Below are 12,121 nucleotides of genomic sequence, written 5' to 3' on the forward strand. Positions count from 1 at the left end.
CTACTGCCGCTGGTACCGCGCGAGGACCAGGTTTCCGTCCTTCACCAGCCGTTTCCGCAGCTCGTCGATGTCGATCGCCCCGCTGTAGTACTCCTGGAGCGCCGGGGTCGCCACCTTGTCCTTCCACTCCGGGTAGCCGCGCACCGTCTGCGCGGGAGCCGGGCGCAGGCCCTTGGCGAGGGCGGTGCCCGTGGCCCAGCCGTCCTTCTCCGTGCGCAGGGCGGGGTCCTTCAGCGCCTGCTTGCCGGTCGGCAGCATCCAGTCGCCGCGCGCCAGCTTCACCATGTTCGCCGGCCGCAGGAGGAAGTCGATGAACTCGACGGCCTCCTTCTTGTGCGGGCTGTCCTCGGCGACGGAGAGCGTCTGCGGGCTGACGCCCTGCGCGGTCCCCTCCTTGCCCGCCGGTGCCGGGAGCACCTGCCAGTCGAAGCCCTTGGGCGCCTGCTGGACGATCTGCTGGCGGTAGGAGAAGCCGAGCGGGACCATCGCGTACTTGCCGCCGAAGAAGCCGGGCAGGGTGTCGGAGCCGCCCATGCCGAGGGTGCTGTCCGAGGCGCTTCTGTCGGTGTTGACCTGGTCGTGGACGGTGCGCGGCATGACCGCGTCGGCCGCGTCGAAGCGGACGTCGACCTTGCCGTCGGCTCCGCGGTGGAACATCCGGCCGCCGGTCGACAGGGAGAGGTTGAGCGTCGCGGAGACCGGCTCCTTGAGCGGCCAGGCGACGCCGTACCTGCCGTCCTCGCCGTCGCCCAGCTCCTTGGTGATCCTGCGGAACTCCGGCCAGCTCCACGGCTTGGCGGGGGTCGGAACGCGTACGCCCGACTTCTTCAGCCAGGTGGAGTTGGCGATCAGGACGCGCGGCTCCTGGAGGAACGGCACGCCGTAGATCCCGTGGTCGAACGTCGCCGTCTCCCAGCTGCGCCGCGGGATGTCGGACTTCAGCCGCTCGGGGAGCAGTTCGCCGATGTCCGCGAGATACCCGCCGTACGCGAAGTCGGCGAGGTCGTCCGACGCGTCGTGGATGATGTCCGGCGCCTCGCCGCCCTCGAAGGAGGTGAGCAGCTGGTCGTGGACGCTGTCCCAGCTGCCCTGGACGAACTCGACCTTGACGTCCGGGTGGGTGGCGTTCCACTCCTCGACCAGCGCCTTGTTGGCGTCGACGGACTCCTTCTGCCAGGCGAGGGACTGGAACTGGAGGGTGATCTTCCCGTCGTCGTCGCCGGAGTCGCCGCTGCAACCGCCCAGCAGCAGGGCGAGCGCGGCCGTGGCGGCGGCCGCGGTCAGCAGACGCGGGCGGAGGCGCGGGCGCGGGCGGCGCATCAGGCCTTCACCGCCCCGGCCAGCATGCCGCCGGTGATCCGCTTCTGGATGATCGCGAAGATGACCAGCGAGGGGATGGTCGCGAGGAACGCGGCGGCGGCGAGCGGCCCGAGGTCGGCGACGCCCTCCGTGCCGATGAAGCGGTTGAGGATGACCGGCAAGGTCTGCTTCTCCGGGGTCTTGAGCAGGACGAGCGCGAAGAAGAACTCGTTCCACGCGGTGATGAAGGCGAACATCGCCGTGGCCACGATGCCGGGCGCGAGCAGCGGCGCGACGACCGAGACGAAGGTGCGCGCCTTGCTCGCGCCGTCCACCGCCGCGGCCTCCTCCAGCTCGGCGGGGACCGCGCGGACGTACCCGACGAGCATCCACAGCGCGAACGGCAGCGACCACACCACGTACACCAGGATCAGGCCGAGCAGAGAGTTGATCAGGTGGAGGTTCTTCAGGACCAGGAAGAGCGGGATGATGATGAGGACGAACGGGAACGCCTGGCTGATCACCACCCAGCCCGTCGCCGCCTTCGCCAGGCGGTTGCGGTGCCTGGCCATGACGTACGCCATGGGGGTCGCGATGACGACCGCGATCAGGGCCGCGCTGAGCGCCGCGATCAGCGAGTTGCCCGCGGCCCGCAGGAGGGGCTGCTCGTCGAAGGCCTGCCGGAAGTTGTCCAGCGTCGGGTCCTTCGGGATCCAGGTGGGGTGCAGGCTGCCCAGTTCCCGGGTGGGCTTGAAGGCCGTGGAGATCAGCCAGAGGAACGGGAAGGCGAGGAAGACGAGATAGGCGGCGAGCGCCGTGTACTGCGCGGCGCGCGTGGTCCTCTTCGTGCGCATCATGACTCCTCGTCCCCCTTCAGGCGGCCCACGAGGTGGACGGCGAGGATCACCGAGATCACCGCGACCATGACGCAGCCCATGGCCGCCGCGTACCCGAACTGGCCGTAGCGGAAGGCCTCTTCGTAGGCGAAGAGCATGGGCAGCCGGGTGCGGCCGCCGGGGCCGCCCTGGGTGAGGACGTAGACCAGGGCGAACGAGTTGAAGTTCCAGATGAAGTTGAGCGCCGTGATGGCGAGCGCGACCGGCTTGATGGCCGGCCAGGTGACGGTGCGGAAGCGGCGCCAGGCGCCCGCGCCGTCCATCGCGGCGGCCTCGTGCAGTTCGCGCGGGGTGTTCTGGAGTCCGGCGAGGAGGGCGACGGTGGTCTGCGGCATGCCGGCCCAGATCCCGACGACGACCACGGCGAGGAGCGCGGTGCCCGTGCCGGTCAGCCAGTCCTTGCCGTCCCCGAGGCCGAGGTCGGTGAGCGTCTCGTTGAGGACGCCCGCGTCCGGGTGGTAGACGAGCCGCCACATGATGCCGACGACCACCTCGGGCATCGCCCACGGGATGATCGCCAGCGCCCGCGCGAGCCAGCGCAGACGCAGCGGCTGGTTGAGCAGGAGGGCGAGGCCGAGGGCGAGGAAGAACTGCGGCACGGTGACGCCGAACGCCCACAGCAGGCCGATCCGGAACGAGTCCCAGAAGAGCGTGTCGTGCAGCAGGTCCTGGAAGTTGAGGGCGCCGATCCACTGCGTGGGCTCGGTGCGGCCCGACTGGGAGTCGGTGAAGGCGAGCGCGATGCCGTAGAGGAGCGGCCCTACGCTGAGGACGAGGATCGGGATCAGCGCGGGCAGCACCAGGAACCACGCGCCGTGGTCCGCGGACCCGCTGCCCGGTGTGCCTCTCGCTGACCGCTTCGTCGCGGTCGCGGTCGCCAATGTCACGGAAATCGGCTCCTTCGGGCGGCTCGGCCGGCGTTCGACCGCCCGCGCGGCCTCCGTCATCGTGCTGATGTGATCTTGATACGTCAAGCAGCCGGGCGCCCGCGCACATCGGTTGGCCTGTGCGAATGCGAGACTGTCCGGCGAACGGGGCAACGGGTGCGGGAGGCACGGATGGACGAGGCGCGGGCGCGGGACGTACTGGAGGCGACGGGTCTGGCGGTTCCGGTGGGCGGGGCACGGCTGCTCGCCCTCGGCGAGAACGCGGTGTTCGCCCTCGGCGCCCTGGTCGTCAAGGTCGGCCGCGCCGACCCCGAACTCCTCGCGCGGGCGCGGCGCGAGCTGGCGGTCGCCGGATGGCTGGAGCAGGCGGGCGTCCCCGCCGTGCGGCCCGCCGAGGCCGAGGCCCGGCTGGTGGACGGGCATCCGGTGACGCTCTGGCACCGGCTCCCCGAGGCCGTGCGCCCCGCCGAGCCGCGTGACCTCGCGGCGCTGCTCCGTCTCGTGCACGAACTGGACTCGCCCTCCTTCGAGCTCCCGCGCCGGGAACTGCTCGGCGGCGTGGAACGGTGGCTGCGGCTCGCGGGTGACGCGGTCGATCCGGCCGACGCGGACTATCTGCGGGCGCGCAGGGACGGCTTCGCGGCAGCCGCCGCCGCGCTGACCCCGCGCCTGGCGCCGGGCCCCATCCATGGTGACGCGCTGCCCCGCAACGTCCTGATCGGTCCGGACGGCCCGGTCCTCGCGGACCTGGAGACCTTCTCGGCCGATCTGCGGGAGCACGACCTGGTCGTCATGGCGCTCTCCCACGACCGCTACGGGCTCTCCGCACAGGCATACGACGGGTTCGTGTCGGTCTACGGGTGGGACGTGCGGGAGTGGGAGGGGTGTGCGGTGCTGCGGGGCGCCCGGGAGACGGCCAGCTGCGCGTGGGTCGCGCAGCACGCGCCGGCCAACCCGAAGGCGCTGGCCGAGTTCCGGCGCCGGGTGGCGTCCCTGCGGGACGGCGACACGACGGTCCGCTGGTACCCGTTCTGAGCGGCTCCCTCGAACCCCTTCAGGCGCCCGCGGTCCGGTCGCGCAGCCTAGTCGCGCAGCGGCCAGAGGCCGTCCACCACCGCGTCCTCGTTCCCCTTCTTCCGCAGGAAGTTCTGGAAGTCCGCCGCCCAGGCCGCGTACCACTCGATCTGGCGGCGGTGCAGTTCCGCCGGGCCGAGCGAGGCGACCTTCGGGTGGCGGTCGGCTATCGCGCCGGCGAGGCGGGCCGCCGCCTGGGCGTCGGCCGCTGCGTCATGGGCGGACTCCAGGACCACGCCGTACTCCGTGCAGACCGCCTCCAGGTTCCGCTTGCCCCTGCGGTAGCGGTCCACTGAGCGGTCGATCGTGTAGGGATCGATGACGGGGGCCGGGTCGCTGCCGCCGAGGCGGTCGCGCAGGGACGGCAGGCCGTGCCTGCGCAGTTCCGCGGAGAGCAGGCTCAGGTCGAAGACCGCGTTGTACGCGACGACCGGGACGCCCGCCTGCCAGTACGAGGTGAGGACGTCCGCGAGCGCGTTCGCCACCTCGGCGGCGGGCCTGCCCTCGGCCGCCGCCCGTTCTTCCGTGATGCCGTGCACGGCGACCGCGTCGGCCGGGATCGGCACGCCCGGGTCCGCCAGCCAGGTGCGGTGGCCCAGTGTCTCGCCGTCCTTGACCTCTATCACCGCGGCGGTGACGATGCGTGCCTCGCTCGGGTCCGTCCCCGTGGTCTCCAGGTCGAAACCGATCAGCAGCTCCCGGTGCCAGCCCATGGCCGCCCCCTCTTCTTCGTGGTGCTTTCCCCCAGTGGCCACCACGATCGCATGCGCCACTGACAATCCGAGGGCCGCGTTCCGCTTCGCCCCGGCGGGGAGGTCACGACACCGGCCGCGAGTCCGCCCAGGCCAGCTCGAACTCCTCGCGATACGTCACGAAAAGACCGCCCTCGCCCGGATCGCCCGACTTCACCACCCGGCTGCCGCCGCGCAGCACGAGCACCGGCGCCTCCATGCCCCGGGTCCCGCGCAGATAGGACTGGATGACGGCGATACCGTCCGCGCCGTCCCCGTCGACCAGGTACGCGGTGAAGCGCGGGGTCTCGTCGAAGACCTGGATCTCGAAGGCGCCCGGGTCACGAAGGCGCGCCCTGACCCGGCGCATGTGCAGGATGTTCGTCTCGACGGCGCGGCTCAACTCGCCCTTCTTCAGGCCCAGTTCCCGCTCCCGGCGCTTGACCGCGCTGCTCGCCGGGTTGATGAAGAGCAGGCGCACCCGGCAGCCGGACTCCGCGAGCCGCACCAGGCGCCGCCCCGAGAAGTTCTGCACCAGGAGGTTGAGGCCTATGCCGATCGCGTCGAGGCGGCGGGCGCCGCCGAAGATGTCCTCGGCGGGGAACTGCCGCAGGAGCCGCACCCGGTCCGGGTGCACGCCGACCACGTCCGCGTACCGGTCGCCGACCAGGTCCTCGACGGCGTCGACGGGAAGGCGCCGCGCGGAAGGCGTGTCGGTGCCCGCGCCGAGTATGTCGAGGAGTCTGGCCGAGGCCCGTTCGGCCTGGGCGAGGACCGCCTCGGAGAGGGCGCGGTTGCGGGAGACGACGTTCCGGGTGACCTCCAGCTCGTCCAGGGCCAGCTCGACGTCGCGCCGGTCGTCCAGGTAGGGCTCGAAGCACGGCCAGTGCTGCACCATCAGCTCCCGCAGCTGCGGGAGCGTGAGGAAGCTGAGGACGTTGTCGTCGGCCGGGTCGAGCAGATAGCCCTTGCGGCGGCTCACCTCGCGTACGGCGACGGCCCGCTGGACCCACTCCTGACCCGCGGGCCCCGCGGCGGCCACCACCCAGTCGTCGGCGTGGACCGGCTCGTAGACCGGACGCAGAACAGCGGCCACGACCGCGCGCAGCCGCTGCTCCACCAGATTCAGCCAGATGTAGGCCCGCCCGGCACGCTGTGCGCGCGTACGGACCTCGCGCCAGGCGTCGGCATCCCAGTCCAGTTCGGGTCCGATCTGAGATCCCATCTCCATCGGCCGTGCCAGAGACACCGCTCCGGGAGGTACGTCCGCGGAGCCCCCCTCGTGACCCTCGTCACCAGGGGTCAGCTCCCGACCACCCGAGCTCACCCGCGCACCGCCTTCCGCCCCCGAACACTCCCCCGGTCAACGATCAAGGAAGGGTACTCCGGGAGCGGCGGGCGGTGCAGCCCGATGGGCAGGGTGGATTCTCAACCGCCCATCGGCGGCTGGCCGTTCTGGTTCGCGAGATCCTGCGGAGTGAGCGGGCTCATAGCGGTGACGTCGCGCGCGGCCAGCGAGAAGCCCTGCCAGTGGACCGGCATCGGCTGCTGGTCCTCGTCGCGCGCGATGTGGTGGAAGCCGATGTGCACCCAGGTGACGGGGTGGTCCAGGGTCTGGCCGTTCACCCACTTGTCGACGCTGGTCGGCACGCCGTTGCCACAGCTCGGATTGTCGCTCGCGTACTGCTCGCACGCCTTGTACTGGGTGAAGTACACGTCGTGCTTGGTGAAGGGCCGCCCTGCGTGCTTGTTGCTGGGTCCCGGCACGATCTCGTACGAGCGCGGGTGGCCGTCCTTGTTCTTGCCGGTGTTGCTGACCACACGCCACCAGCGCATGTCCTTGCGGTCACCGGCGAGCTCCTTGGTGACCTTGGTGCGGGTGGTCTTCGTGGTGGGGCTGCCGTCGCCGGTGGGCGGGGTGACCGTGGAGTCGTACTGCTCGACCCTGGACTTCGGAGAGCCGTCCAGGCCGAAGTTGAGCCGCCAGAAGACGTTGTGGGCGTGGCTCTCGGCCTTGGCCTGGTCGCCCTTGCCTATCGGCCAGCCGCGGTCGTCGCCGCCGTCGTAGTCGTACGGCGAGAGGCTGCCGGTCGCGCCGACGTTGGACGTGATGGTGCCGTCCGAGGAGAACCGCCACTCGGTGATGTACTCGTACCAGGAGGCCTTGTTCACCGTGTAGACGAGCAGGTCCTTGGCCTGGGCGGTGTAGACCTTGCCGGTGCCGCCGGTGGACTGGTCGTCGTTGAGGCGGTAGGCGTGCCCACGCGCGCGCGTGGTGGTGCACAGGCCCTTCACGTCGCCCCGGTGCGGCACCTTGACGGTCTTGATGGTGCCGCCGGGACACTCGCCGGCCTTGAGGTTCTGCAGGGCCTGGCCGAAGTCGGTCCCCGTGACGTCGTTGTACTCGGCCTTGCCGTCGTCGTAGGGGACGTGCACCTGGGCGAGCCGGGCGCTGGTCAGGACGGGTATGGGCTTCGGCTCGCCCTTCGGCTGGTAGCTGATCTTGTCGAGTATCAGGCCGGAGAGCGTGTTGTAGTGCCAGCACATGCGCCAGGTCGTGCCGCCGTCGACGGTCTGCTCGATCTTGTAGGCGTCACTGCAGTCGGCCGCCGCGGCGGGCGCGGCGGACGGCGCCTGGGGCGCGGCCGATGCGGGTGATGAGGCGACGGTCATGGCGCCGCCGAGGAGCGCGGGGACCGCGAGGGCCATGGTGACCCGTTTGCGGGCGCGCGAAGCTCTGTTGACGTGCATTGCGAAGTGGACTCCCTCGTGCGAGGAGAAGGTGGCGTGTGGTGTCGTGCGTGGGCGGCGCGTCTCAGCCGAGCCGGTCCACGGTGCGGGTGCTCAGGTCGACGACGAGGGACCGGGTGTCGATCCACGGGCCGCTCTTGACCTTGGTGATGACCTGCAGACACCGGTGCTTGCCGCACTCGGCGAGGTCGGACGGCACGTGCTTCACGGTCTCCTTGCGGAAGACCATGCCGCTCAGCTCCAGCTGCCCGGGGCCGGTCAGCGCCTTGCCCGTGGCGTGCTGGAAGTCCTTCTTCAGGCCGTTGCCGAGCTGGTCGGCGATCAGCAGCTTCGCGCCCTCGGTGAGCTCTTCCCGGCTGGGCGGCGGCTGTACGTTCTCAGTGGTGGTCGTCCCCGTCACCTTGCCGGTCTTCACATCGACCGTCTTGGTGATGACGGCGTCCTTCTTGTAGTCGTAGTAGACGACTTCGGCGCGGCGCGGCGGTGCGGCCCCGCTGTCGCCGGGCTCCGGCTCGCTGAGGTTCGTGGACAGCAGCTGCGGGCCGCGGTCCCCCTCGACGTCGCGGGCGCTGGTGCGCAGTTGGCCCGATTCCGAGGCCTTCTCGACGCGTGCCATCTCGTCGTCGGTCAGCGGGTCGCTGCCTATGCCCGCCGAGCCCTCCTCGGGCGCGGCCTCCACGACGCCGTCCTTCGCGATGGCGTCCTGGTCCGCCGCTGCCGCGTTGGCCTGGCGGTCCCCCGAGCCGCCCGCCCCCGATCCCGGCAGAGCGACGCCCACCAGCACAGCGGTGGCGGCCGCCGCTACCGCCGCGCCCGCCACCACCTTCCCGAGATGGCGTCTGACTGTTTCTCGCACTTACTCCCCCTACTCCCCTGGCACCCCTCTGGTGGGCATGCCGAGTATGTGGTCGATCGGTTAGACGGGCTCAACTGCGGGGTGGTTGCCCCACTTTCGGGCAGACTCTGGCCAAAGTGGCCCCGACTCGAGGGGGCGTGAGTGGAAGAGTCGTATACATGCAGGTCTGGCCTGGGCAGGCGTATCCCTTAGGTGCCACGTATGACGGAGCCGGTACGAATTTCGCGGTCTTCTCCGAGACCGCAGAGCGTGTGGAGCTGTGTCTGCTGCACGACGACGGCGCGGAGACAGCCATCGAGCTGCGTGAGTCCGACGCGTTTGTGCGGCACGCGTATCTGCCCGGCATCATGCCGGGACAGCGGTACGGCTTCCGGGTGCACGGCCCCTACGCACCGGAGCAGGGGCACCGCTGCAACTCCGCGAAGCTGCTGCTCGATCCGTACGCGCGCGCGGTCAGCGGGCGCATCGACTGGGGCGAGGAGGTGTACGGCTACCACTTCGACAGGCCCGACGCGCGCAACGACCTGGACTCGGCGCCGCAGATGATGACCTCGGTGGTGGTCAATCCGTACTTCGACTGGGGCGACGACCGCCCGCCGCGCACGCCGTACCACGAGACGGTGATCTACGAGGCCCATGTGAAGGGCCTGACGATGCTGCACCCGGACCTTCCGGACGAACTGCGCGGCTCTTACGCGGCGCTCGGGCACCCGGCGATCATCGAGCACCTCACCGGACTCGGCGTGACGGCGCTGGAGCTGATGCCGGTCCACCAGTTCGTGAACGACCACCGCCTGGTGGACATGGGCCTGAACAACTACTGGGGCTACAACACCATCGGCTTCTTCGCCCCGCACAACGCGTACGCCTCGTGGGGCGACCGCGGCGAGCAGGTCCTGGAGTTCAAGCAGGCCGTGAAGGCGCTGCACGAGGCGGACATCGAGGTGATCCTCGACGTCGTCTACAACCACACGGCCGAAGGCAACCACCTGGGCCCCACGCTCTCCTTCAAGGGCCTCGACAACGCCTCGTACTACCGCCTCATGGACGATCCCCGCTACTACATGGACACCACGGGGACCGGCAACTCCCTGCTGATGCGCTCGCCGCACGTCCTTCAGATGATCATGGATTCGCTGCGGCACTGGGTCACGGACATGCATGTGGACGGGTTCCGCTTCGATCTCGCGGCGACGCTCGCGCGCCAGTTCCACGAGGTGGACCGGCTCTCGTCGTTCTTCGACCTCGTGCAGCAGGACCCGGTGGTCAGCCAGGTGAAGCTGATCGCCGAGCCCTGGGACGTCGGCGAGGGCGGCTACCAGGTGGGCAACTTCCCGCCGCTGTGGACCGAGTGGAACGGCATGTACCGCGACACGGTGCGCGATCTGTGGCGGGGCGAGCCGCGCACCCTCGCGGAGTTCGCGTCCCGGCTCACCGGCTCGTCCGACCTCTACCAGGACGACGGCCGGCGCCCGCTCGCGTCGATCAACTTCACCACCTGCCACGACGGGTTCACGCTGCACGACCTCGTCGCGTACAACGACAAGCACAACGAGGCCAACGGCGAGAACAACCAGGACGGCGAGAGCCACAACCGCTCCTGGAACTGCGGCGCGGAGGGCGAGACGGAGGACGAGGGCGTCCTCGCCCTGCGCGCGCGCCAGATGCGGAACTTCATCGCCACCCTGATGCTGTCCCAGGGCGTGCCGATGCTCAGCCACGGCGACGAGTTCGCGCGCACCCAGGGCGGCAACAACAACGCGTACTGCCAGGACAACGAACTGGCGTGGGTGCGCTGGCCGGACGGCGAGAACTCCCTGCTCGCCTTCACCCGGACGATGGCGATGCTGCGGCGCGACCACCCGGTCTTCCGCAGGCGCCGGTTCTTCCACGGCCGCCCGGTCCAGGGCACGCGCGACGAGCTGTCCGACATCGCCTGGTTCACGCCCGAGGGCGCGGAGATGGAGCAGAGCGACTGGGACGCCTCGCAGACGCGGGCGCTGAGCGTGTTCATGAACGGCAACGCCATTTCCGAGCCGGGGCCGCGCGGTGAGCGGATCGCGGACGACTCGTTCCTGCTGATGTTCAACGCGGCGCCGGAACCGACGGAGTTCGTGGTGCCGGTCAACCACGGCAGGCAGTGGCAGATGGTGATCGACACGGCCCTGGAGGACGGGGTGCCGTCGGACGGCGGACCGAAGGTGCGGGCAGGCGACCGGCTCACGCTTGCGGACCGGAGCCTCATGGTGCTGCAGCGTCCGGCGTGACGGCGGCGCGGGGCGGCTGAGCGGAGGCGTCGGCGGGGGGCCGTCGGTGGTGGGGCGGTTCGTGGCGGGCGGTGTCGGCGGGGGGCTGTCCGTGGTGGGGCGGTTCGTGGCGGGCGATCAGGGCCACCGCGAACGCCGCCACCGCGGCCGCGCTGCCGAGGGCGAACGCCGCCCCCGCGCCGTGCGACTCCGCGAGGCGCCCCGCCACCGCAAGCGTCACCGCCTGCCCGCCGACGAAGGCGCTCGCCGCGAAGGTCATGCCCTCGGCGAGCCGCTGCGGCGGCACGGCGCGCTCGGTCAGCGCGAAGCCCGTGATGAGGTTCGGGGCGTAGACCGCGCCGAAGAGGGTGACCACCGCGTAGAGGCCCAACAGGCTGTCGGTCCACACCAGGGGCAGCGAAAGGAGCGTCGCGGCGGCCGTTGCCACGCGCCAGCGCGCCGGCAGCCCGAACCGCTCGGGCACCGCGGCCATGGAGACCCCCACCACGGCGCTCATGACCCCCATCGCCGCGTACACGAGCCCGGCCTGCCCCGGCTGCCCCAACTCCTTCGTGAGCGCGGTGATGCCCGCCCCGCAGGCGCCGAGCAGCACTCCCAGGAAGAGCAGCCCAACCCGCACCACGTACACCGGGCGTGGCAGCCGCGGACGCGCGCCACGCGCGCGTGTGCGCGTGTGTCCCCCGGTGTCCGCGGTGTCCGCTGTGCCCGTGGTGTCCGTGGTGTCCGCTGTGCCCGTGGTGTCCGCCCCGGTGGTCCGGCCCGTAGGGTGCAGCGCGAAGGCCGTGCCGCATCCGGCGACAAGGAGCGCGGCCGCCCCGAACGCGTACTCCGGATGGCCCGCCACGGAGGCGAGCCCCACCAAAGCGGGGCCGAGCACGAAGGACAGCTCGTCCATGGTGCTCTCCAGGGACAGCACGGTGCCCACGAGCCGGTCGTCGCCGCCCGCCGCCCGGATCAGCGGGACCACCCTCGCCCGGGCCAGCGGGCCGATGCCCGGGATCGTGGCGCCCGTAAGGACGCCCAGGGCGACGAGGGCGGGCGTCGGCAGCCCCGCGACGGCGCCCAGGGTGTAGGCCGTGATCGCCACGGCGTTGAGGAGCGAGAAGGCGAGCACCACGGGGCGCTGGCCGCGCCGGTCCGCGAGGCGTCCGACGTACGGCCCCAGGGCCACCTGGCCCAGCGCGAGCGCGCAGGCGACGATTCCGCCGGTGGCCAGCGACCCGCTGGTCTCGGCCACCAGGAGCACGCTGCCGAACTGGATCATGGCCACGGGCAGCCTGCCGAGGAACGAGACGACGGGGAGCAGGACCCCGGTCGTCCGGAGCACGGTGCGGTACGCGTCCCGCGTGTTCTGAGCCAT

General features: G+C 71.0%; 10 protein-coding genes. 2 read left to right on the forward strand and 8 right to left on the reverse strand.

Annotation, left to right across the window (positions count from 1 at the left end):
* Genes ACFVYR_RS04940 through ACFVYR_RS04950 form a run of 3 tightly spaced genes read right to left on the reverse strand, consistent with a single transcriptional unit; the run spans nucleotide 1 to nucleotide 3,076 of the window.
* The gene (locus ACFVYR_RS04940) at nucleotides 1–1,320 is read right to left on the reverse strand and encodes an ABC transporter substrate-binding protein (RefSeq protein ID WP_384248522.1); all 1,320 of its coding nucleotides are present in this window, start codon (nucleotides 1,318–1,320) and stop codon (nucleotides 1–3) included.
* The gene (locus tag ACFVYR_RS04945; protein WP_384248524.1) at nucleotides 1,320–2,156 is read right to left on the reverse strand and encodes a carbohydrate ABC transporter permease; all 837 of its coding nucleotides are present in this window, start codon (nucleotides 2,154–2,156) and stop codon (nucleotides 1,320–1,322) included. Before ACFVYR_RS04945 ends, ACFVYR_RS04940 begins: the two co-directional genes overlap by 1 nt.
* Nucleotides 2,153–3,076 carry a carbohydrate ABC transporter permease gene (locus ACFVYR_RS04950; RefSeq protein ID WP_384248715.1) on the reverse strand — a complete coding sequence of 308 codons (924 nt, stop codon included), beginning with the start codon at nucleotides 3,074–3,076 and terminating at the stop codon, nucleotides 2,153–2,155. The genes ACFVYR_RS04945 and ACFVYR_RS04950 overlap by 4 nt, the downstream gene beginning before the upstream one ends.
* Before the next feature lie 177 nt (nucleotides 3,077–3,253).
* On the opposite strand from ACFVYR_RS04950, the gene ACFVYR_RS04955 reads away from it, so the two are divergent.
* A complete protein-coding gene (locus ACFVYR_RS04955; RefSeq protein ID WP_384248525.1) occupies nucleotides 3,254–4,117 on the forward strand; it encodes a phosphotransferase enzyme family protein in 864 nt (287 codons plus the stop codon).
* Nucleotides 4,118–4,164: 47 nt separating this feature from the next.
* On the opposite strand, the gene ACFVYR_RS04960 is transcribed toward ACFVYR_RS04955, so the two are convergent.
* From ACFVYR_RS04960 to ACFVYR_RS04975, 4 genes are all read right to left on the reverse strand, one after another.
* Complete coding sequence (locus tag ACFVYR_RS04960; RefSeq protein ID WP_384248527.1) at nucleotides 4,165–4,869, reverse strand: 3'-5' exonuclease; 705 nt, start codon at nucleotides 4,867–4,869, stop codon at nucleotides 4,165–4,167.
* A gap of 103 nt (nucleotides 4,870–4,972) precedes the next feature.
* Nucleotides 4,973–6,214: an SAV2148 family HEPN domain-containing protein gene (locus ACFVYR_RS04965; protein WP_384248529.1), complete on the reverse strand. Its 1,242-nt coding sequence runs from the start codon at nucleotides 6,212–6,214 to the stop codon at nucleotides 4,973–4,975.
* Between the two features lie 101 nt (nucleotides 6,215–6,315).
* A complete protein-coding gene (locus tag ACFVYR_RS04970) occupies nucleotides 6,316–7,638 on the reverse strand; it encodes a copper amine oxidase (protein WP_384248531.1) in 1,323 nt (440 codons plus the stop codon).
* Nucleotides 7,639–7,702: 64 nt separating this feature from the next.
* Nucleotides 7,703–8,494 carry a Tat pathway signal sequence domain protein gene (locus tag ACFVYR_RS04975; protein WP_384248533.1) on the reverse strand — a complete coding sequence of 264 codons (792 nt, stop codon included), beginning with the start codon at nucleotides 8,492–8,494 and terminating at the stop codon, nucleotides 7,703–7,705.
* Nucleotides 8,495–8,652: 158 nt separating this feature from the next.
* Between ACFVYR_RS04975 and glgX the strand changes: the two genes are divergently transcribed.
* Nucleotides 8,653–10,761: a glycogen debranching protein GlgX gene (gene glgX, locus ACFVYR_RS04980; RefSeq protein ID WP_384248534.1), complete on the forward strand. Its 2,109-nt coding sequence runs from the start codon at nucleotides 8,653–8,655 to the stop codon at nucleotides 10,759–10,761.
* Here the strand turns inward: glgX and ACFVYR_RS04985 are convergent.
* Nucleotides 10,736–12,121, reverse strand: a complete 1,386-nt coding sequence (locus ACFVYR_RS04985) for an MFS transporter (RefSeq protein ID WP_384248536.1) — start codon at nucleotides 12,119–12,121, stop codon at nucleotides 10,736–10,738. The genes glgX and ACFVYR_RS04985 overlap by 26 nt on opposite strands.

Origin of the sequence: Streptomyces sp. NPDC058284 (assembly GCF_042881135.1) — a bacterium.
In the GTDB taxonomy this organism is placed as follows: Bacteria; Actinomycetota; Actinomycetes; order Streptomycetales; family Streptomycetaceae; genus Streptomyces.